Origin of the sequence: Paenibacillus sp. 2KB_22 (assembly GCF_052115745.1) — a bacterium.
In the GTDB taxonomy this organism is placed as follows: Bacteria; Bacillota; Bacilli; order Paenibacillales; family Paenibacillaceae; genus Paenibacillus.
The window spans coordinates 195,064-217,652 of the sequence record NZ_JBFRHG010000001.1; the positions used below are offsets into that span (position 1 = coordinate 195,064).

General features: G+C 45.4%; 20 protein-coding genes. 5 read left to right on the plus strand and 15 right to left on the minus strand.

Annotated features, from left to right (window positions below; all coding sequences use genetic code 11):
• Positions 1 to 36 precede the first annotated feature (36 nt).
• Positions 37 to 912 (plus strand): L-serine ammonia-lyase, iron-sulfur-dependent, subunit alpha, encoded by an 876-nt coding sequence (gene sdaAA, locus AB4111_RS00840; protein ID WP_442029628.1) that lies wholly within the window; start codon positions 37 to 39, stop codon positions 910 to 912.
• A gap of 283 nt (positions 913 to 1,195) precedes the next feature.
• Here the strand turns inward: sdaAA and AB4111_RS00845 are convergent, their stop codons facing one another.
• A complete protein-coding gene (locus AB4111_RS00845; protein ID WP_442029630.1) occupies positions 1,196 to 1,927 on the minus strand; it encodes a hypothetical protein in 732 nt (243 codons plus the stop codon).
• Between the two features lie 41 nt (positions 1,928 to 1,968).
• Positions 1,969 to 2,268, minus strand: coding sequence for an immunity 53 family protein (locus AB4111_RS00850; protein ID WP_442029632.1), 300 nt, complete (start codon positions 2,266 to 2,268; stop codon positions 1,969 to 1,971).
• A 156-nt stretch (positions 2,269 to 2,424) separates the two neighbouring features.
• Here AB4111_RS00850 and AB4111_RS00855 point away from each other — a divergent pair, with 156 nt between their 5' ends.
• Positions 2,425 to 2,718 (plus strand): alpha/beta fold hydrolase, encoded by a 294-nt coding sequence (locus tag AB4111_RS00855; RefSeq protein WP_442029634.1) that lies wholly within the window; start codon positions 2,425 to 2,427, stop codon positions 2,716 to 2,718.
• Between the two features lie 86 nt (positions 2,719 to 2,804).
• Here AB4111_RS00855 and AB4111_RS00860 read toward each other — a convergent pair whose 3' ends face one another.
• From AB4111_RS00860 to AB4111_RS00880, 5 genes are all read right to left on the minus strand, one after another.
• A complete protein-coding gene (locus AB4111_RS00860) occupies positions 2,805 to 3,140 on the minus strand; it encodes an SH3 domain-containing protein (RefSeq protein ID WP_442029636.1) in 336 nt (111 codons plus the stop codon).
• Between the two features lie 182 nt (positions 3,141 to 3,322).
• Positions 3,323 to 4,978 carry a glycoside hydrolase family 43 protein gene (locus AB4111_RS00865; protein ID WP_442029638.1) on the minus strand — a complete coding sequence of 552 codons (1,656 nt, stop codon included), beginning with the start codon at positions 4,976 to 4,978 and terminating at the stop codon, positions 3,323 to 3,325.
• A 62-nt stretch (positions 4,979 to 5,040) separates the two neighbouring features.
• Positions 5,041 to 7,017: a YjhG/YagF family D-xylonate dehydratase gene (locus AB4111_RS00870; RefSeq protein WP_442029640.1), complete on the minus strand. Its 1,977-nt coding sequence runs from the start codon at positions 7,015 to 7,017 to the stop codon at positions 5,041 to 5,043.
• A gap of 16 nt (positions 7,018 to 7,033) precedes the next feature.
• On the minus strand, positions 7,034 to 8,500 hold the full coding sequence (gene gucD / locus AB4111_RS00875; RefSeq protein ID WP_442029642.1) for an alpha-ketoglutaric semialdehyde dehydrogenase GucD: 1,467 nt from the start codon (positions 8,498 to 8,500) through the stop codon (positions 7,034 to 7,036).
• A gap of 20 nt (positions 8,501 to 8,520) precedes the next feature.
• Positions 8,521 to 9,396 carry a fumarylacetoacetate hydrolase family protein gene (locus AB4111_RS00880; RefSeq protein ID WP_442029644.1) on the minus strand — a complete coding sequence of 292 codons (876 nt, stop codon included), beginning with the start codon at positions 9,394 to 9,396 and terminating at the stop codon, positions 8,521 to 8,523.
• Positions 9,397 to 9,646: 250 nt separating this feature from the next.
• On the opposite strand from AB4111_RS00880, the gene AB4111_RS00885 reads away from it, so the two are divergent.
• On the plus strand, positions 9,647 to 10,561 hold the full coding sequence (locus AB4111_RS00885) for a helix-turn-helix domain-containing protein (protein ID WP_442029646.1): 915 nt from the start codon (positions 9,647 to 9,649) through the stop codon (positions 10,559 to 10,561).
• Between the two features lie 123 nt (positions 10,562 to 10,684).
• On the opposite strand, the gene AB4111_RS00890 is transcribed toward AB4111_RS00885, so the two are convergent.
• Positions 10,685 to 12,106, minus strand: a complete 1,422-nt coding sequence (locus tag AB4111_RS00890; RefSeq protein ID WP_442029648.1) for a family 43 glycosylhydrolase — start codon at positions 12,104 to 12,106, stop codon at positions 10,685 to 10,687.
• Positions 12,107 to 12,241: 135 nt separating this feature from the next.
• Here AB4111_RS00890 and AB4111_RS00895 point away from each other — a divergent pair, with 135 nt between their 5' ends.
• Positions 12,242 to 13,081 carry a helix-turn-helix transcriptional regulator gene (locus AB4111_RS00895; RefSeq protein WP_442029650.1) on the plus strand — a complete coding sequence of 280 codons (840 nt, stop codon included), beginning with the start codon at positions 12,242 to 12,244 and terminating at the stop codon, positions 13,079 to 13,081.
• 128 nt (positions 13,082 to 13,209) lie between these two features.
• On the opposite strand, the gene AB4111_RS00900 is transcribed toward AB4111_RS00895, so the two are convergent.
• From AB4111_RS00900 to AB4111_RS00930, 7 genes are all read right to left on the minus strand, one after another.
• Positions 13,210 to 14,019 carry an ROK family protein gene (locus AB4111_RS00900; RefSeq protein WP_442029652.1) on the minus strand — a complete coding sequence of 270 codons (810 nt, stop codon included), beginning with the start codon at positions 14,017 to 14,019 and terminating at the stop codon, positions 13,210 to 13,212.
• Positions 14,020 to 14,413: 394 nt separating this feature from the next.
• Positions 14,414 to 15,586, minus strand: a complete 1,173-nt coding sequence (locus tag AB4111_RS00905; RefSeq protein WP_442029654.1) for an MFS transporter — start codon at positions 15,584 to 15,586, stop codon at positions 14,414 to 14,416.
• Between the two features lie 24 nt (positions 15,587 to 15,610).
• On the minus strand, positions 15,611 to 16,429 hold the full coding sequence (locus AB4111_RS00910) for a MerR family transcriptional regulator (protein WP_442031547.1): 819 nt from the start codon (positions 16,427 to 16,429) through the stop codon (positions 15,611 to 15,613).
• Between the two features lie 260 nt (positions 16,430 to 16,689).
• On the minus strand, positions 16,690 to 17,109 hold the full coding sequence (gene arsC, locus AB4111_RS00915; protein WP_442029656.1) for an arsenate reductase (thioredoxin): 420 nt from the start codon (positions 17,107 to 17,109) through the stop codon (positions 16,690 to 16,692).
• Positions 17,110 to 17,133: 24 nt separating this feature from the next.
• On the minus strand, positions 17,134 to 18,429 hold the full coding sequence (locus AB4111_RS00920; protein ID WP_442029658.1) for an arsenic transporter: 1,296 nt from the start codon (positions 18,427 to 18,429) through the stop codon (positions 17,134 to 17,136).
• A 75-nt stretch (positions 18,430 to 18,504) separates the two neighbouring features.
• On the minus strand, positions 18,505 to 18,831 hold the full coding sequence (locus AB4111_RS00925; RefSeq protein ID WP_339255268.1) for an ArsR/SmtB family transcription factor: 327 nt from the start codon (positions 18,829 to 18,831) through the stop codon (positions 18,505 to 18,507).
• Between the two features lie 264 nt (positions 18,832 to 19,095).
• Positions 19,096 to 20,910 (minus strand): family 43 glycosylhydrolase, encoded by a 1,815-nt coding sequence (locus AB4111_RS00930; protein WP_442029660.1) that lies wholly within the window; start codon positions 20,908 to 20,910, stop codon positions 19,096 to 19,098.
• A 319-nt stretch (positions 20,911 to 21,229) separates the two neighbouring features.
• Here AB4111_RS00930 and AB4111_RS00935 point away from each other — a divergent pair, with 319 nt between their 5' ends.
• Positions 21,230 to 22,588 (plus strand): alkaline phosphatase, encoded by a 1,359-nt coding sequence (locus AB4111_RS00935; protein WP_442029662.1) that lies wholly within the window; start codon positions 21,230 to 21,232, stop codon positions 22,586 to 22,588.
• Position 22,589 lies beyond the last annotated feature (1 nt).

Genomic DNA, 22,589 nt, shown 5'->3' on the forward strand with positions numbered 1-22,589 from the left:
TCTAACTTCAGTTATACGAAAAAGGAGCTTGCGCCAATGAATTTCCGAACATTAAAACAACTTGCTGAATTGGCGGAGACCCGCAACCTTCGCCTCGGCCAGCTTATGTTGGAAGAGCAATGTTATGAGTCTGGCGAAGACAAGGACGCTGTTTTCGATCAAATGCGTGAGTATTACGGAATTATGAAAAGTGCGGTTCATCAAGGTCTTCACACCGATACAACTTCCAAAAGCGGTTTGACTGGAGGAGATGCCCTCAAACTGATGGCTTACCGTGCAGATGGACAATCGTTGCTCGGCGACCATGCCAGTCTGTCGATGAGTTACGCACTTGCGGTGTCCGAGGTCAACGCTTCCATGGGCCGAATTATTGCTACACCGACGGCGGGTTCTTGCGGCATTATTCCCGGAGTATTTATTAGCAGCCAGGAGCGGTTTGGGTGGACCGATGAACAAATGGTCTATGGCTTGTTCGCATCTGGAGCTATTGGTTACGTCATCGCCAACAATTCGTTCATCTCTGGTGCGGAAGGTGGCTGTCAGGCTGAAGTGGGTTCTGCCATCGGAATGGCAGCTGGTGCATTGGTGGATATACGGGGCGGGTCCCCTTCTCAGTCTATCCACGCCGTTGGACTTGCTCTGAAAAACACCCTTGGCCTGATCTGTGATCCGGTTGCCGGCTTGGTTGAAATCCCTTGTATTGTTCGCAACGGATTCGGGGCGATTACAGCGCTGGGAGCTGCCGATATGGCTCTTGCCGGCGTACGCAGCATCATCCCTTCGGATGAGGTGGTACAGGTGATGCTGGAGGTCGGATCAGCCATGCCTGAATCTCTACGCGAAACAGCCGGCGGTGGCCTCGCCCAGACACCAACGGGACGCAAAATCACAAGGGATTTACAGCACAAATAAAAAACGGGCATGCATTACACGAAAGGAATAAAATCCTCAAGGTAAATGCATGCCTAATCACGAACTAGACCATTACAACGGTAAACATACTGCTTAAACAAGACGCCCCTCGCAAACTGAGCATTGATCCCGCCGCCCGAATTTCCGGCTAACCGTCCAGTAATACACTTAACACGCTTTATCTCCAAAGCCTGGGATCTATATTCACAACATCACCCTTAAGATCTAATTGGTTTATAAGCTTGACTTAGTTGTTGGATAATGTTTTCTAGCGGTATAATAATTAGTGTTCCAGGGTTACAGAATGCTTTTCAGTGCCTTTTTTATTAATCAAAGCAACTTCAAAATCAGATACCCATGTAAGTTCACCTAAATGTCTAGCGTAGGCAAATTCATCTGGTTGTTCTGAGGTGACCTTCTCTAAGAGTACTTGCGTACCATCTCGTTGTAAAACGGATATGAATATATCCATGCTTTCTACATTATGATGGCATATAACTTTAGCATTGTACTTCTTATTAGGGCTCTTTACGGATTTTTTCCAAGTCCATTCATTTACATAACCCAACTTCTCTATTTGCAAAGCGATCTCCCTGAATGGATCAACCTCCCAATTATTAAGTAGAGCAAGTTTCTCTAAGCCTTCCATTAACAGTCGAAGCGTCGTCTTTTTTTTGTGTAACTCATTTTTTTCACTAAAGTCATTCAAACTAAATTGGATTGGTACAGAACACACACCAGAATCGTTAACAATCCGTTCATCCGAAATGTTTTCTACACATTCTATTAGGGCTTTCCAACAATCTTTCGTTTTGTATTTCCCGAATAGACGTTCATACATGGCTGTAATACAGCGAGTTTCCAATCTAAAAGAGCGTCTTTTCCATTTCCAATTCAACGCATAATCTAATTTTATTGCTTCGCTGTACTCACATTTTTGTTTTTTTATTATAGATTCAATATATTCATGATCTACAATATAGGGTAAATCTAAATCGAATTCTTTTAGGTACATCTGGATCTCTCCTTAGATTACTCCCAATTGTTAGTGCATAATTAACTTTTATACAGACTTGAAGCCCAATTTTTAAAGCAATTAAGCATCTCTTCTAAATTTTTTGCTCCCCCTGCACTGTGAAACACGCCATCTCTCACGATACAGTAGAACCAATCTTCCTCATTTCTCTCTTCTTCAATCGAATCAAATGGCACATCTTCTAAATATGTATCCGTCAAGTCGATTTCTACAGACCAACCAGGATTATCAACAGTATCAATTTTCACACCGTATGAATGTTCCCAATCACCGTCACAGTTCTCATAATACCAGCTTTGAATCCATCTAAGGGTGTCCATTGAGTGACCTCTTTTTTTGTTTTTTTCTACTCTCTTAACTTAACTCCTTCTTCGTAGTAAAGGGATATTATACGGCTATTTTCCATGGCTCGATATTACTATGAAGGAGAAGATATGCAGGTCGAACTCCGCGGACACATGACTTGACAAGTCCACATGTCACGACCGGAAGCGAAAGAAATTCAACTGGACCTGATTCTGGATTATCGGACCAATGTGGATCGTTATCCGGACTTTCAGGCATATTTTCGTAAGTATCAACCTGCACTTTTAGCTGTATGGGGCAAAAATGATCCTGCCTTCCTCCCTGCTGGCGCAAAGGCATACAAGCGTCATATTCCATCGGCGCAAATCCATTTTCTGGATACGGGACATTTTGCTCCTGAAACACATGCTGACGAGATTAGGGATCTCATTCAGCAGTTTTTGGCACCCTTCTCCGCCTATTAGAAGAATAATACAGTCGACCAAGAGTATCTTTTTGTTTATATGTGCTCATTGATTCTGTTTACAATCTCCTGTTTAATCCGATGGAGTCAATACCTTATTTGGTAACCAGCCCTTCTCACCCTCTGCGGTATGAACAAAACTCCATTATTTAGTTCAAATTCCTTTGTAACGATGATACCGGGTTTTACGGTTAATTCGTGTGCAGAATAGTCTGATAATGCAGTCGCGATCTGTTCTTCATTTGGAGTGCTTAATATTTGCTTCGGTACCCAGCCGCATTTTTTAGAATGCATGGATTCACAGAAAATCCAGTTTGGAAATTCAGTATCTTCTCTCCCATATAGGATCGTATCTCCTTTAGCTAAAACGATGGGATCAGGATAGTTTGAATTATGGGGTTGAACAACTTTATATAATTTCATAATATGCCTCCAACTATTATATTCGACCTGTTACCGACAAACATAATATCATATTATTATGTAATTATTCATCCCTATTTTATAAAGCAGCGCCCCCTTCACAAGGGAGCGCTGCTTTATCCGAATAGAAATATTTTATCACGAGTCCACCTTATAACATTTGGGTAATATTACACAATATTCTAATTTCCTGATAACTCTCCAGATACACCATCCGCAGAATCTATATGGCCTATTGCATTCACAGCATGCTTTATTTCTCTATACACAAAGTAATCAAAATCAGCATGTTTTCGTGTCCCGCCAAGATCCTGCACACAAAGTCCAATGTAGGTTCCCGTAAACCGAATATACTCTGGAGATTCATCGGACAGATGTGTGATATCAACCCACTCGCCTGCATGATTCCAGGATGAATCACTATTCAACGCATAGTAAAAGCGGGCGCGACCATGATCAATCACTGCTTTTAAGCGGAGCGTATTCACTGACTCTAACGGAATATCCTCCAACAGTTCGTCATACACCCCGTACTTGGACTGAATAATTCCCAAGCACAGCCCCTTCTCTTCATGATAAGTTACACGTAAATAGAGATAGTCCTTGGTATCGTAGTACAAAATCAATCCTGCCATTTGCTGTGGATGGTCCGGCGCAAATTCTAAGGCTGTTTCGGCTTCACACTCAAACGTTTGCAATCTTCGCGCGATCATGCTTTGCCTATGGGTTGAACTCATCGACTCCATACCGTGCAAGCGCAAGTAACCGGGACGTTCCGTCAAGCTGAGCCAAGTTGGGTCGGGTGGAATGCGAAGAGTATTCCAGTCATTCCGAAGCTCGAATTGATCAAAGTGATCCATTTCCGCTATCGGTTCAAACGGATGTGCCGTAATCTTTGGTGCAATGACCTGGACCTCGGGATATCGGTTGCCGCTCGCAAGCTTCAGCCAGCCGTCCTCGCTCCACGTACACTTCTGAAGTGCGGTCTCACGTCCAAGAATGCAATACTTTTGATGAACGGGTCGTCCAACCAGATGAGCCATGTACCATTCGCCGGTATGTGTTTCAACAAGACTGCCGTGGCCTGCCTTCTGCAGAGCCAAATCCGTTCTGCCATATGAAGTAAGGATCGGATTGGCAGGATCAACCTCGTAAGGGCCTTGTAGTGTACGGGAACGTGCTACTGTAACCGCATGCTCATACCCCGTTCCCCCTTCAGCTGTAATGAGATAATAATAGTCCTTGTGTTTATACAGATGAGGTGCTTCGGTTAATCCTAAAGCGGTTCCTTTAAAAATGTTCTTGGCTGGCCCGACCAGCTTTTGTTCCCGAACCGAATACTCCTGCAGAACGATGCCTGCAAACCGGTTTTTGCCCTTGCGGTGATCCCATATCATATTGACCAGCCACTTGCGTCCGTCCTCATCATGAAACAAGGAAGGATCAAAACCGCTACTGTTGAGAAATACCGGTTCGGACCAAGGTCCTTCAATATCGGTTGCAGTCACAAGGTAATTGTGAGTGTCTTTAAAGGCACCTACCCGGCTTTTGACATCGGTGTAGATCAGGTAAAACACGCCGTTTTCATAACTGAGACATGGTGCCCATACACCTCCGGAATTAATGTTGCCCTCCATGTTCAACTGCGTTGCACGAGTCAGCGGAGAAGCGATGGGCCGCCAGTGAACCAGATCCCGGGAATGTTGAATCCGTACACCAGGGAACCATTCAAAGGTGGACGTGGCAATATAATAATCCTCCCCCGCTCGGCATATGGACGGATCGGGATGGAAACCGGCAAGGATGGGATTGGTGATCATATTCTTAATCTTATTCATGGAAGAAACCTCCGGTATGAAAGTGATGATCTGTACAACAGCAGATACACGAAAGGTAGATATTAGGACCAGCCCAGCGCTTTTTTGCCGGCTTCCAGAGCGGTTATGATCCGCTCTACATCGTACACATTCCCTCTCCATGTCCCACCGCTGACCGATTGCAATGCAGCCCAGAGCTTTGTATCATCCGGCAAAGCTTCATCAGGCCTCATATCCGGATGGAATGACCTTTGTGCCAGAATGACAGCACCTTCTTCTGGAGAAACCTCGATCTCTCCTTCTCCGATAAAGTTAATGCTGCCCTCCAGCGTGTTACGATCCACCTCGATGTCAATCAGGTCTCCGTTGCGCAACTTACCAATGGGACCACCTGCCAGCGCTTCGGGGCCAACATGACCAATACACGCTCCGGTGGAAACACCGGAGAACCGGGCATCCGTAATCAGTGACACGTATTTGCCGAAAGCCAAATGCTTAAGCGCAGATGTAAGCTGGTATGTCTCCTCCATTCCGGTTCCCGATGGACCTCTCCCGAGAAGCACAACAACGTCACCAGCCAGAATACCTCCGGTCTTAATCGCATGGATCGCCTCACGTTCAGTGGTAAACACCTTTGCTCGGCCACGATGGCGGTATACGCCATGCTCATCCAGCACAGCAGGATCAATAGAGGTGGACTTGATGACAGAACCTTCCGGAGCGATATTCCCGGTTGGAAATGTTACGGTCGAAGTGATGCCAAGTCGCTGGGCGTGTTCTACACTCATGATGACACTGTCCGGATCAATGCCGTCCTGCTCTTTCAACTGCTTCCGCATGAGATGACGGCGTTCCGACGATTCCCACCAATCCAGCACCTGCCCCAATGACGTACTTGTAACCGTTGGTACAGACTCATCCAACAGACCAAGTTGTCTGAGGTGAAGCATGACCTCTGGTACACCTCCGGCCTGAAAGACGCGAATAGTCGGGTAAAAGATCGGACCGTTTGGCAGGGCACTAACCAGTCTTGGAACATTCTTGTTGACCTGTATCCAGTCCTGTACCGTGGGTACGGTTAAACCAGCCGCATGGGCAATCGCGGGTATGTGAAGAAGCAGATTGGTCGATCCGCCAAACGCAGCATGCACGGTCATCGCATTGCGAATGGATGCATCTGTGATAATGTCAGCCATCCGCATCCCCTGAGACTCCATATGGATGAGTGCACGTGAAGATTGGCGGGCCATTTCAATCCAGATCGGTTGCCCGGAAGGTGCAAGTGCAGCATGCGGGACTGTCATGCCCAGTGCCTCTGCTACGACCTGGGCTGTAGCAGCAGTACCTAGAAACTGACAGCCTCCTCCTGGTGTAGCGCATGCCCGGCATCCTAAATCCGACGCCATTTCTAGCGAAAGTTCCCCGTTGACGTACCGTGCACCGATGGTCTGAATTTTACCGGCGTCCTCTCCATCAGTAGGTGGAAGCGTGACGCCACCGGGAACAATCACGCCAGGCAATTGCGGCATACCGGCAAGCGCGAGCATCATTGCCGGAAGACCTTTGTCACAAGTGGCGACACCAAGCACGCCTTTTCGTGTTGGCAGCGAGCGAATTAGTCTGCGAAATACCATAGCAGCATCGTTCCGGTAAGGAAGTGAGTCGAACATGCCTGTCGTCCCCTGTGATCTGCCGTCACACGGATCGCTGACATATCCGGCAAAAGGGATTCCGCCCCGACTTGACAGCTCTTCTGCGGCAGCTTTCATTAGCAGGCCGACCTCCCAGTGTCCCGTATGGTAACCGAGTGCTGTCGGGCTGCCGTCCTCATTGCGTATGCCACCTTGGGTACTTAAGATCAGAAATTGTTTTCCGTTCAATTCCCCGGGCTTCCAGCCCATTCCAACATTCTGGGACATGCCGAACAAGTCGCCGCTTGGCGCATTCCGCAGCAAATCATCCGTTAAAGGCAGACGTCCAGCAGCACCTGGAGCATGTGCTATGATATCGAAGTCGTTGGATGGCTTCTCCCCCATAATCGACGTAATCTGTTCGTACATGATAGCCTCCCACAGTTTATGACTTCACGAAGACCGTTTTGATGGCCGTGAAAAACTCGATAGCCGCTTGCCCCTGTTCTCTGGAATGTGAACTTGACATCTTCATTCCACCGAACGGAGCCTGAAGCTCTACCCCGGCCGTTTCTGCATTAATTCTGACGAGTCCTGCATCCATGTCCCGAATGAAAGAAAGCATGGCTCCGACATTCTGAGTATAGATGGAAGCACTTAAGCCGTAGTCGCTGTCATTCGCCGCTTCAATCGCTTCCTCCAGGGAATCTACCGCAATTAAGGCCAGAACCGGGCCAAAGATTTCTTCCCGGGCAATGGACATATGTGATTCGACCCCTTCAAATACGGTCGGTTGGACATAGAATCCCTCTTTCAGTCCCGGACCGTCCGGTCTTTTTCCGCCAGCAAGCAGAACGGCACCTTCATCCTGACCTTTTTGGATATAACTCAGCACCGTATTGAGTTGTCCTTCGCTCGCACATGGACCCATCCAGCTTCCAGCAGACATGCCGTCACCCAACCGGATTTCCTGGATTTGCGAGAGCAGTTTTTCTTTAAAGGCATCGTATACGTTTCGTTCAATGATGACCTTACTGGTAGCTGTACATTTTTGCCCGGTTGATTTCAATCCACCGCTGATGGTGGCTTCGACAGCCAAATCCAGGTCAGCGTCAGCTGCAATGATGATCGGGTTTTTGCCACCCATCTCAAGTTGATACTTGGCCCCACGTGCCAGCGCTGCAGCGCCGACCCGTTTCCCCACTTCATTGGAACCCGTGAACGTTATTCCTCCCACATCCGGATGCTCGGCAAGTGCTGAACCGATCACTGAGCCTCTGCCGCAGATCAGATTAAGAACGCCTGCCGGGATGCCCGCCTCTTCAAAACATTCCATGACTTTAGCCGCAGTGACCGCAGTTTCCTGAGCCGGCTTCAACACAACTGTATTGCCATAGATTAAGGCCGGAGCCATTTTCCAAATCGGAATGGCTACAGGGAAATTCCAAGGAGCAATAACTCCTACTACGCCAAGGGGTACACGAGTCGTAAACATCAGCGCTTCGCTGTCTGTGGAGGGGATAACATCTCCTGTTTTTCGCATGCCTTCTCCGGCGTAATACCTTAAGATCGCGACACCGCGCATCGTTTCTCCTTTGGCTTCAGGAAGTGTTTTGCCCATTTCTCTGGTCATCGCCTCTGCAACTTCATCGGCCCGGCGTTCCAGCACATTTGCTGCCTGAAACAGATGATTGCCGCGTTCTGCACCTGATAACCTCCGCCATTTTTTGGCTGCTTCCTTTGCCGCTGCGACAGCCCGGTTCAAATCCTCTACGCCGGAAGTGGGTACATAGCCGACGACTTCCTTCCGATTCGCAGGATTGATGCTCGGTTCGGTCTCACCAGACGCGGCCTTCACCCATTCTCCGTTAATATAATTGTTGTATGTCTGCTCCACTTGAAATGGTGTCATAGCCTTATCCTCCTTATAGATTAGTTTGAAATAACAGAATTCACGAGTGTCCCGATATCGCTAATGGATATTTCGATGCGGTCTCCGGGTTCAAGTGTAAATTCATTAGGGGGAACGATACTTGTACCTGTCAAAAGAACCGTACCGTCAAACAAATCATTGTCCCTTGCTAAAAAAGAGACCAATTCATCCAGCTTACGGTTTAATTCACTTGTATTTGCCTCGCTTTTGACAACCAGTTCACCTGCGCGATAAATTTCGCAGACGATGCTGAATGCATATGGATTCTGTACCGTTTCCGCCAGACGAATGGCCGGACCTATGGAGCAGGAATTGCGCCACATTTTTGCCTGCGGCAGATACAGCGGGTTTTCCCCTTCAATATCGCGACAGCTCATGTCATTGCCAACGATGTATCCTACAATGCTTCCATCACCTGCAAGCACCAATCCAAGCTCAGGCTCCGGGATTTGCCACGTGGAGTCGCTTCGGAGCGTGACGGCATCATTCGGACCTACCGTTCGTGCTGCCGTGGATTTAAAGAAGATTTCGGGTCTTTCCGCATCGTATACCTTATCGTAAAAGGTCGTTGCATCCATTTTTCCATCCGTCGCTTCATAATTTCTCGCTTCCCTGCTGCGTTGATACGTAACACCTGCCGCCCATACTTCCGGGGCATCCACTGGCGTGATCAGGTGCAAGGTAGTCCAATCATCCGTCAGCTTGTTTAATGGTTTAAAAGCGCTTTCAACAAGTTGAACAGGTGATATCCCTTGTTCTTTTGCTTGATGGATCAAAGTCATAAAATCGGCTTGCGGCAAACGATAGGCTTTTTCATCATCCGTAACGGCTGCCAGCCACTTTTGTTGCCCATCCAGAAATCGAATAATTCGCATTCAAGCTTGCCCCCATTCTCCCTATTGGGTTGATAATATTACCATAGCACCTGCCGGGTTTCGTGACGATGTTCTAATCACTCCAACGAATTACCCTTTTCACGCATTTTTTTTCTGTTAAGATAAATCTAGATTAGATGAACCAAAGATGATTTACTCATCTCTCGTCACTGTGTGTATTCTGAGTTCAGTGGATATCAACGAATTGATAAGATGTTGGTGTATAGAAGGATAAGGAGGTTGGAGTGCTGTGGCCAAGCTTTCGGAAGCCGTGTATTTGGGTCGTCTGCCTGATGTTCGCATGTCTTTTCAATTATTGGGGCTACATGCAAGAAAAGTGGATTCAAGCTGGACTTATCCGTCTCATGAGCATTCAATGTATGAAGTGCACTGGATGATGGACGGCCAGATGAATATGGTTGTTAACGGGCAGTTATACAGTCAGACTGTAGGCGATCTTTTGTTTATTCGCCCTGGTATGACGCATTCCTGTACGGGTGCCGGACCGGAGGGGTTCACATACTTTTCCGTGCATTTCAGTGTACAGGATACGTCCTTTTGTAGAGAACTCAACCGTTGCAAAGACATCTATTATCCGGCAAATTCGAATTTGGCTCTGGGGCTGTCCTCTTCCCTGTCTACCTTGTATAATCTGGCCACAGAGCATTTGTCGAGTTCACTATCTTCTTCCAAGCAGATGAAGGTACATGCCGCTGTGTTCGAACTGCTCGGTTCTCTGGTCGGACAATTATCTCAGCAAGCATCCGTTACGTTGTCGAGAAAAGAAACCATTGCCCATCAGATTGCTGAGCACATTGAGGATTCGGTGAGATATATCCATCTTCATGGGGAGATTCAGGAGAGCGAGCGAACCTGGATTCAGGACATTGCCAAATCGCTGAGCATTAGCCCGTCACAGGTTAATCGTATTTTTCGGCAGGTTTACGGCATCGCTCCGCGTAAGTTTCTATCGGAAACCCTTCTGAACGAAGCGCAGCGCTTGTTAAAACAAACCGACCTGAACATAGACCATATTGCGATGATGTTGGGGTATAAGACCAATGCGCATTTCAGCCGCCAGTTCAAGCGGTGGACAGGCATAGCGCCAAGTGAATTTCGCAGTCATTCGCAGCAGGCCGGAGAATCCATCGATGCGGATAACTAAAAGTTTAACGATAAAAAAACCTCAATCATCTGATCCGCAGAGACTGATCGGTCAACAAAGCAGCCACTGGATAACCAGCAGCTGCTTTATTTTGCTTGGATTGCTCAGATCATGTTTGGAGGATTACGCTAAAATAAATGATGCAAGGCTGGCACTTCCTGAACCTCTGTACGTAAAATACAACGCCTGTATACCATCCGGAATCGTTATCTCGGCTGAATAGGGTTTCCAATGATTTGTGAAATGTACCGGGATTGTGCCCAGGACAGGACCGTCCCATGCGGTTTTGACCTCAAATGCCCCGTTACAATATCCCCGTACCTTGATCGAGACCTGGCGAATTCCTTTGCAATCAAAATACTTAAACCCTGCCGTTGCGGATTCAACCATATTGGCAATATAACCGATCTCTTCATCACCATCTCTTCCATCCTGGGTTATCTTCGGAAATCGGCTGTCCAGCCAGGCGCCTGCCCCGAAACCTCCAGTGTACTTCTGATCATCTCTGGTCAAAAGATTACATGCAAGATATGCGGGGTACTCGCCTTTTCCTTCAAGCGGTCTACCACTCGGACCACAGGAGGTCATTTCCACCTGAGGAATGCTGCCGTCCTCTTCAAAAGATATCTTCTCAATACAACCCTGGCGGTTGAATGCGTCCCCATTGGTATGACGGTGATAGAAGACATACCAGTCTCCGTTAATCTCCACAATGCTGCCATGGTTATTGCCTCCATAATACATGGGTTTGTCAGCAGGTTTGTAGGAGTCGATATGGAGATCACAGTTGCTTATGATGACGCCCTGATATGTAAATCCTCTGTTTGGAAATAGGCTGGTGGCATAACATAATTCATGCATAACGATGGAGGAATACACCAGGTAGTAGATATCCCCTCTCTTCCGGATGGAAGGTGCCTCAAAAAATTCATGGCCCTCATAACCGCTGCCCTCACTGTAAGGCTCGCTCGGTGCTACGAATACAGGTTCTTCCACAATCGTCAGCATATCCGGACCTAGCATCGTGGCCATCGCGCCATGTCTTGATTGGTCTCCGGCCGCACAGAAGCCGGTATACAGATAAGTGTGCTGTCCTTCAGTCATCACGCCGGGATCGAACTGGGGCTCGTCCCCTTCTCTTTCACCCAGACGAGTGCCGTCGCCATATTGTACATAACCATAGAATTCATATTTGCCGGCAGGTGTGTCACATACAGCCACCGAAACAACGGGTACCTTATCCAGCACATAATACAGATAATACCGCCCATCGGGCCCCACTGTTACATCTGGCGCATACAGACACATATGTCCATTCGGATTCAGTGGGTCATCTGTTTTTCGGTAGATCACCCCTTCATTTCTCCAATCCCCAAGGTCATTCACGGGTGCAGACCAGCATACATAATCGTTCAGACAGAAGGCATGTCCGTTAAAACGGTCATGTGAACCATACACATACACTCTTTCATTGAATACATAAGGCTCACTATCAGGTACGTACTCCCAGGATGGAAGATATGGATTCAAACCTTGTTTATTCATTCAACGCACACTCCTTATTTAAAGTTATAGACGATCTATTACACTGACGATAACTTTCGTATAATAGGAAACAACTACAATGTTCCATAAGTGTCTCTATTTATTCCATAACCTGCATGGTAAAGGTGAAGAACAATGAATACTATTTTTTACGTTGAATATGATGCTATCCATCGCAATCCGTTTGTGTTTGATATTCCTGAAGGTCATGATTGCTGGCTGTTAGTTGTTACACAGACTCCGGCACAGTTCTGGGTGGGCGGGAAACTGATAGAGTATCCACCTCATTGTGCCGTTCTATATCCACCTCATCAGAAAATATATTACCGCTCTTGTACGGAGCTATATGTGAACGATTGGATTCGTTTTGAAAGTGATGAGATGTATGTAACCGAAACTTCCCTACCGAAGGGCGAACCATTTCCATTAGATGATCCTGAATTTTGTCACAAGCTGTTTCAATTGCTTGTTGCTGAGCATTCTTTCCAGAAAAACTACCGAGAATCAACGATAGATTACTTACTTCGAACGCTGTTCAACAAGCTGTTGGAGTCTTGCGTTCAAGAGAATATTGGCCCGCAGCATTATCCTCTGATGAAGCTTCGAACAGAGATTCACAATAATCCGAGTCAACCATGGACAGTTGCTGCCATGGCCAAAACCATGAATATTAGTCCGGGGTACTTACAGTTTGTGTATAAGAACTCCTTTGGGGTGTCGTGTATGGATGATGTAATTCATAGCCGAATTCGGTTAGCTAAAGAGTATCTCAGACATCATCAATATACGGTTGCAGAGATCGCCGACAGGTGCGGGTATCGTAATGTCGAGCATTTTTGCAGGCAATTCAAACAAATGACGGGTCGATCACCTAAGCGATTCATAAACGACATGAAGAGCCCGGCAGACATAACAGAATGGAGAGATAAATCTCACTCTCAAGCTCTGTCCAATGGGCATTTACACATAACTTAGCCATCCAATTGGTATACGTCAACGAATTTGTTAGCGTTCTATGCTATCATTTTAAGTTAAGGTTTTAGCCTGTATAATGCAATGACATATTCTCAAGCATAATTGATCTATTATCATATCGTGATACTTTATAATGACATCTTGTTTTTGGCATATGCAGCCGCGCCGATCATTCCTGCTTGCCCACCTAATTTCGCTTGCACTATTTTACATGCACGGGATGAAAGCCTTAACGCATGTTTCTCAACAGTGTCACGCACTGTATTCAGCAATCGATCACCGGCTGCCGACATTCCACCACCAATAATAATCACTTCCGGATTGAACAGATTGATTACATTGGAAAGACCAAATCCGAGAGTCTTACCGGTCTCATGCATAACTTCAATAGCAAGTGAATCGCCAAGATCATATGCTTCCGAGATCATACGTGCAGTAATTGTCGTCCAATCCTCTCCTACCCATTCCAGAATCATACTTGATCGGCCTTGCTCAAGCTTGTCTGTAAAGGTTTTGACGGTTCCTACCGCAGACACGTATCTCCCCAGACAGCCTGAACTCCCACAACGACAAGGCCGACCCTCCCGGTACATATTCATATGTCCGATCTCGCCTGCACTTGATGTAGTACCGTAGAGGACTTTTCCCTCATTGACAATACCAGATCCCAGACCAGTGCCTAACGTTATCAATATCAGGTTTTTATAGTCGATGCCTGCGCCAAACTGCCATTCACCATACAGATTTACCCGAACATCATTGTCGATGTAAACAGGAAATTCAAAATGATTTTTCATATAGTTCACGACATGAATGTTTTCCCAGCCTGGAAAATTAGGTGAAAATATGGATAGTCCCTGCTCCGGATCTAATAATCCAGGAATGCCCATACCCATGCACAGAATAGAAGCTGGCTCAATCCCCTCAGAAGACAGCATTTCTTGGATAATGTGTAATTCGGTTTAATACATGGAACGGTCCTTTTACCGCCTCTGTAGGGTCGCTTCTTTCGTGAATTTTTTGAAACTCCAGGGTGAAAATGGAGGACTTAATATTGGTTCCACCCAAGTCAATTCCGATGATGTATTCTCGCATAATACTCTCCGCTCTCATTTAATTTGATATTGATGAACAAACAGCAGCAATTTGCTAATAAACTCATGCTCTATTCGGCCATGATGATGTACTATGATTCTCATTATAACTTTGTCATACACCAAAAAGATCTTTTATGCAGTGAATGCTGAAGAGATCTTTTTAATTTTAGATATAATCGATGATTGCATCTCAATAAAGCCAAGTACTTTAGAAGCAACAATTACCATCCTGAAATTACACTGGATCTGTTGTTTCCGTCCTGCTTCTCAAGTTATTAAATAGTAATATGACAAGAAGTAAAGCAATGCCTACAGCTCCAAAACCCAACCAATTTAAGTACAGGACTGATGTACGACTGATCACAATCCCGCCTAATCCAGATCCCAGTGCAAAACCAAATTGGATAAACGACGTATTGACGCTAAGGGCAATATCAGGATTACGAGGTGCCAGTGTAACCAGATATAGTTGCTGGGCCGGAGATATGCTCCACGTGGCTAACATAAAAATCATTAAAACCAAGATTAACATCACAAGATTAACTCCAGATAGAGCAAACAAAAGAAGAGTTACGCCTTGTAACAGAAGGCCTAGACCAATTGTAAACTTTGATCCCTTTGCATCTGCCAATTGTCCGCCCACTTTTGATCCGACAAAGCTGCAAATTCCCGCGAGAAACAGAACACCGCTGATCTCGGTCATGGTAAGTGTGGATGTAGCTTGCAAGAACGGGGTGATATACGTAAACAGTGTAGAATAGCCGCCGATATACAATAACGTAATAAGCAAGGCAGTCAGAATGAGTGGATTTCTTAAAATGGAGAGCTGCATTTTAAGGGTGATCTTTTCTTCCTCTTTGATTACCGGAACCTTTTTGTTGATAATAAGTAATGGAAGAACACTTAACAATCCAATCAATACAAATAGAACTCTCCATCCAAACCTTTCACTAAAAAATGTACCCAATGGGACACCGAGCACTAACGAACTGCTTAGCCCCATCAAAATGATGCCGATGGCATTGCCCCGCTTTTCTTTTTCAACCAGTCGTGTAGATACGGCCATCGCTACTACAGTAGCCATGCCTCCGCTAGCCCCTTGTACTATTCGTACCCATAGTAAAGTTTCGTAAGAAAGGTTAAAAAGCATGAGCCCGTTACTGGCAATAAACACACTGAGGGTGGACAACAGTAACTTCTTGCGATCCATATTTATTGTAATTGCAATGAGAATCGGGGCAATAATGGCGGCTGACAGAGCGAATACAGTCACCAGTAACCCCACTTGGGAAGTAGACACGCTCAAGTCTGAGGCGATCATTTCAATGACTCCTGTAATGATGTACTCAAGCGTTCCGATCAGAAAAACAGTTAACGCCAAGATATATATGATCCATTTATTTTTCACTTTACTCCACTCCGTCTTCTTCAGTTATCTATTTAGTATTGGGATCTGTATTTCTATGAATTGTGCATCTTGTTCTTGGGATAAGGGTAAATATAGTTCCCTACCCGCTTCGTTTTCCTTGATCTGATAGTTATTTTTCTCAATCCATGTAGCTAAATGAACACAGGCTTTGCAGGCAAAGGTGGCATTGGAACGATAAGCTATGGTGGCCATCATGGGCTCAGCAGGAAGAGTCCGGATTTGAAATGGATATGGAGGTAATTGCAGCTCACAAGTTAAGAAATAACCTATTTCCAATTCGAACTTTTCCTCTTGTCCAAGGATTTCTCTCCACAAAACAACCTGTGGCCCCTGGATCATTTGACGTATTTCTTTGGTTAATGACTGATCAAAATGACGAAATAAACTTGGAATATCCTCATCCCCCCCGTACCCAGTCTGAAAAAGAAACTGCCGAGCACTTTCCTCTTTGATTCGGATTTCTTGCCCAGTTTCGATGTGCCCCTCTTCCTCCATAAGCTGCAAGCGTTCCTCAATTCGGACGAGTCTAGCTTGTTCTGTATCGATAATCTGCTGAATTTCGCTTCTTTTTAGCTTAAACATACCTTGAATATTCTCCAATGTAATATGTTCCTGTAGCAGTTGTGTGATTTGTGGCAACGTAAACCCCAATTCTTTATAAATGAGGATTCGGTTGAGTTCCAGAAGCTGATCTGCGGAATAGTAACGGTAACCCGTGTCGTGATCTACCTTTCTCGGTTTAAGTATGCCAATCTGGTCATAATAACGCAGTGTTTTTAACGAAACCCTACTTAGCCTGGAAAATGCACTGATTTTGAACAACATATCATCTCCAATCTATTAATATAATGCGAGTATATAGTTTCCCGTGCAGGGGAAAGTCAAGGGGAATATGCTTCTCATTTTTATAGTTAAATCAACTAAATCAACCATCATCCTTGTCTTCACTCTATGTTGGGCTTATGGGGAAGTCAAAGAACCGTTTCTGAATGAAACGTTCATTTTTTTTGAACAAAAAAATGCCACTTATCGTGGCATTCTCTCGGTATTCATTCAATTATCCTGCTCAGGCAGGGTTGTATTTATTTTCCGGTTTCCGCAAATGTTTTAATACGTTCCCCGATCTGGTCACGGACCCTTTGGAATACGGCCCATTTCTCTTCATCTGTACCTTGCGCTTTGGCAGGATCATCAAATCCCCAGTGTTCCCGCTTCACATGTGGAGGCGTCATTGGACATTTATCTGCGGCATCCCCACACAATGTGACTACGAAATCAGCGTTGTTCAACAACTCTGAATCAATGATGACCGAGGTTTGAGTCGAAATATCCAGATCAACTTCGTTCATGGCTTTAACCGCTTTTGGATTCAGACCGTGGGCCTCTATTCCTGCGCTATAGATGTCCCAGTCCTCACTCAGATATTTCTTGGCCCAGCCTTCGGCCATTTGACTCCGGCAGGAATTACCGGTGCATAGGAAGTACAGTGTTTTTTTACTCATGTTTATCTCTCCTTGTTATTTAAGTTATAAAATGATTAACCACAGATACAGACCCACTAGGGTAATAAGCAGAGTCGGAATGGTGATTATAATACCTGTCTTGAAGTAAGTGCCCCATGATATTTTGACACCTTTCGTGCTAAGTACATGAAGCCAGAGCAGGGTCGCGAGTGAACCAATCGGGGTAATCTTGGGACCTAAGTCCGAGCCAATAATATTGGCATAGATAAGCGCCTCTCGAACAGTCCCTGTTGCTGTCGTTGCATCGATGGCAAGTGCATCAATCAACACGGTAGGCATATTGTTCATCAGGGATGAAATGATTGCCGCGATAAAGCCCATACCCATTGTTGCGGCAAACAATCCTTGATCTGCTACAGCCTGAATGACTAAGGCCAACAGATCGGTCAAGCCTACATTACGTAGACCATAAATCACGACATACATGCCGATGGAGAAAAATACGATGGCCCAAGGTGCTTCTTTGACAACCAATGTGGTCGGTACAGCAGAACTCCGGGAAGCCATGATCAGGAAGAATATCGCGACAATACCTGCCACAAAGGATACGGGGATTCCGAGAAATTCACTGGTAAAGTATCCAATGAGAAGAACCGCTAATACCACCCAAGACAACCGAAACATCTTCATATCCTTAATGGCAGTTACCGGAGGTTTCAATTCACTCGCATCAAATCGTTTGGGAATACTCTTGCGGAAAAAGAGATACAGTACACCAATACTCGCCACCAGTGAGAACAGATTCGGAACAAACATTCTTCCTGCGTACTCCATAAACGTAATACCAAAGAAATCGGCAGACACAATGTTAACCAGGTTACTCACAACCAGCGGCAAGGAAGTCGTATCCGCAATAAATCCGCTGGCGATAATAAATGGAAATACTCTCTTTTCATCAAAATTCAGTGCACGTACCATGGCTAGAACAATTGGTGTCAGTATCAGTGCACCTCCATCATTGGCAAAGAAAGCAGAAACCACTGCTCCCAGGATGGAGACGTAAACAAACATTCGTACACCATTGCCATGAGCGGCTTTGGCCATATGTAAGGCAGCCCATTCAAAAAAGCCGATACGATCCAGAATTAACGAAATCAGAATGATTGCGACAAATGCAAGCGTAGCATTCCAAACGATTTGCGTTACATCCCAGACGTCATGAAGATCGACCACACCCACAAGTAAAGCAAGAATTGCTCCGCCGCAAGCAGACCAACCAATGGACAGGTTCTTAGGCTGCCAGATGACAAGGATTAGCGTAATTAAAAAGATCATGCACGCTAGCAGCGTAGAAAACAATATATTTCCCTCCTTTCAGTTCCGACATCTGATTTATATTTGTATATAACAATATACTTATATATTGATTAAAAATTAATTACATCCGGATGTAAAGTTCTCTTTATTCAAAGACTTAAGAATCGTTGCCGTGTCCGGCATCAGTTCCAAGACAGATTTAATATAAGGTGTATTCTCTACATTTAAAGAGTAGTATACCCACTGGCCACGCTTATTCTCCTTAACCAAGCCTTGATCCTTCAGCTTGCGTAAATGCTGACTAATTCCAGGTTGTGACATGTCTAAAATCTCTACAAATTCACACACACACCATTCACGTTCTTTGAGGAGTGTAAGGATCGTAAGACGTGTTTTATCGCCCAACAATTTAATCTTTTCTGCTGCATTTTGAATTGAATCCATGTCACTTCCTCCTTCCGTTAAACATAAGTGCATGCTTATATTATAATATTAAAAATTTGAAGTCAACATATTCATGGGATCTTTGACATGAAAAATAAGGCGCGTAACTCAGTTCGAGCTGTGTCAACTCCTGTATATGTCCTCCAAAATATGATTTATTGATATGATTGTCAAAAACGCCTGTCAACACTGCTAAAAGCGAGTTTTTGACAGGCGTTTATATTGGATCAATTATGAAATAACGATTCAAATGAATGTCTTATGTTAGAGTATAACAGGCTGAATCAATCCGTCCTTGCCGAAAAGAAGCAGATCAATACATATTTCACGGTGATAACCCTTTCCAGAGGAAAATCTGGAGAGTGGCGTGACAAAACGGTGATAGGCTATCCGGTACTGATCAGTTTCGGGCTCATTAAATATACAATGATGACCTGTGCCCAGCATGCCTTTCTCCACATTTTTGCTCAGAATCGGGTATTGATAGGTGATTGGACCGTATAATTGCTCTGACGTACCGTAATTCACATGATAGTTCTCACTGCCCGTATCATCACAGGACCACGTAAAGTGGTATAGTCCGCCCCGCTTCAACACCGTTACCGCCTCACGAAAATCATGGAGCCCTGAGAGATTGCTCATGGTGTCTTCTAAGACACTTGTCATGTCGTCACCAAGCTCCACAATGGCAGCATGTCCATTCCCGAATAGCAAATACGATTTTCCATCCGTTTCAGTATAGATAGAAGGGTCGATAGCTTGCCCCATGGTGATACCCAGACGTCTTAACTGCTGCATTGTGATCAAAGGCTGCGGCTCGGCCAGGAATGGCCCAATCGGTGTATCCGCTACAGCAACGCCGATGGCACTCTCTCCATTCAGCATTTTGCCACAGAAATAAAAATAGAACTTTCCGTTGCGGGTGGCAATGGCTGGTGCCCAGGCATTACCGGTTGCCCAGGTGACATCCTCTGTCCCCAGATCAAGGATCACACCTTCGTCTTGCCAATGCTTCAGGTCTGAAGAAGAAAACACCTTGAACTGTGTTCCCGACCACCCCTCGAAACCATCTGTTGTCGGATACATATAGTAACGATCCTCAAACTGTGCGACATCTGGATCGGCATATTGTCCAGGAAGCACTTGATGACCATCCCCGAAAGCAGCCAAAAGCCGGCTGCACTCCTCAGTTGTGATGGGCAGGACACTTCCATGACGCTTTTGATTCGTTCCCATATCAAAATCATCATCAGGAACGATTCGGAACTCTCCGCTTCCCAGATCTGTAGTCAGCAGAGGAAGATAACCCTTGCCTTCAGCAAATCGATCAACAATCAGGCACCATTCTTCCCGGTCATTGAATTTAAATATCTGAGGTCCCTCCACACCTGCCACAGCCTCCAGAATCGGGGCTTGCAGCGGAACAAACGCTTCTTTGTCTAGAGAGTCTCCTTTTTCTACCCGTATGTTTTTGGTTGTTTCATCCTTGGAGTATCGATAGTAACAACCACCCGAAGGAAGAATCGTTGTATCAATAATATGATTATCCCGCTCAATGTATTTTTCCGATGCGGAGAACGTACGAAAGTCTTTTGTGCGAGCGCTGTATATTTTTTGCTTTCGTTCTTGCTCCTGAGGTTCTTGCGTTGCAGAAGCCCAAAATACGAGAAACTCATCTGTTGTTTCATCATACACCGCTTCGGGCGCCCAAACACAACCAGCCCCCTCAACTCCTAATGTAACGTTCCAGGGGGATGACCAATTCACGAGATTGCTGGATTCCCATATAATTACGTCCCGGCTCCCGGCATTAACGGCATGAGTCCATCCTTTGCCGCTTGCGATGCGCAGATCTGTAGCAATCAGATAGAATTTATTTTCCTTGACTGAACGAATGAGAAACGGGTCCCGTACCCCTTTTTCTCCAAGGTCAGAAAACAGCACAGGTGATCCGCCATTAAGATCCTTCCAGTGAAGACCATCCTCGCTATAGGAGAAATAAACCTGCTCTCCATCTGGTTGTTCGCCAATAAAATGTACAAATAGATACCCATTATAATTTGAAGATGATGTGGTCAATGGAAAAGCCTCCTGAAATGAGATTGAATTTAAATGATTTACTTTAACTGAAAAATGAAAGCGTTCTACTTATGTTGTATCATACTTCAAAAATAGTGGAATGAGTATATTTTTATAATCTCGTCTGTTGCAGATCATGTGAATCTTTCGCTGGAACCCTATTGTCCAACACATCGCCTTATTTTGTTTATTTTACCTCAGGTATACAAAATTCTTGGTTTTCATTTACAAATGAATGCTAACCTTTTTAATGATGAACAAATGAATATAGATTCATGCATTCATTTTTGTTTTCGAGATATGATGAGGAGGAATCATTGTGAAATTATCCAAAAGAGTATTACCAGCGGTAGCGCTGACTCTGGCTGTATCCGCTTCTACTCTCTTGTCTGCCGGACAAGCAAGTGCCGTTCAAGCTGTAAGTGTGGAGAAAAAACAAATCAAGAACATCATCTTCCTCATTGGGGATGGCATGGGTACCTCGTATACTTCGGCCTACCGTTATATGAAGGATGATCCTTCAACGAAGGGCATGGACAAAACCGTATTCGACCCTTATCTTGTTGGGGCACAAATGACCTATCCGGATGATGATAAACAAAATGTAACGGATTCCGCTTCCGCAGCAACGGCCATGTCGGCGGGCGTGAAAACATACAATGCGGCCATTGCGGTTGACCCCGCACAGAAGGAAGTCAAAACCGTACTGGAGCAGGCAAAAGAAAACGGGAAAGCCACCGGGCTCGTGGCTACATCGGAGATCACTCATGCCACACCGGCTGCATTCGGTGCCCATGATATCAGTCGAAAAAACATGGATGCCATTGCGGACGATTATTATGATGAGTTGATTAATGGCAAGCATAAGGTTGATGTCCTCCTGGGTGGAGGGAAATCCAATTTTGTGCGCGAGGGTCGTGACCTGACGAAGGAGTTCCAAAAGGCCGGATTCAGCTATGTGACGGATCGTTCCGCTCTCCTTGCCGATAAGAATCAACAAGTGCTTGGACTGTTTGCCGATGGAGGATTGGACAAGATGATCGATCGTACTGCTGCAACGCCATCATTGGCTGAGATGACCAATACAGCGATCGATCGCCTCAGTTCGAACGACAAAGGGTTCTTTCTAATGGTCGAAGGAAGCCAAATTGACTGGGCAGGACATGATAATGATATCGTTGGCGCAATGAGTGAAATGGAAGATTTCGCGGCAGCATTTCAGGCAGCTATTGATTTTGCCAAAAAAGATGGTGAAACACTTGTCGTAGCTACTGCCGACCACTCCACGGGCGGACTTACGCTTGGAAAAGACGGCGAATACAACTTCTTCGTAGACCCGATTAAAGCTGCACTGCGGACACCAGACTTCATGGCCGCACAAATTGCGAAAGGTGCTTCGGTTGAAGAAACACTGAAAAGTTATCTGAAACTCGAGTTGAAGGCGGAAGAGATTGAATCGGTGAAAGAAGCAGCCAAAAGTGCAGATGTAACGAAGATTGATAACGCCATTGAAGCAATTATTAATAGTCGTTCGTTTACGGGTTGGACCACAGGTGGACATACAGGTGAAGATGTTCCTGTCTATGCTTACGGCCCGGCAAGTCATCGCTTCGCCGGTTTGATCGACAACACAGATAATGCGAAGATCATATTTGATATCCTCAGCAAGCACCAATAAT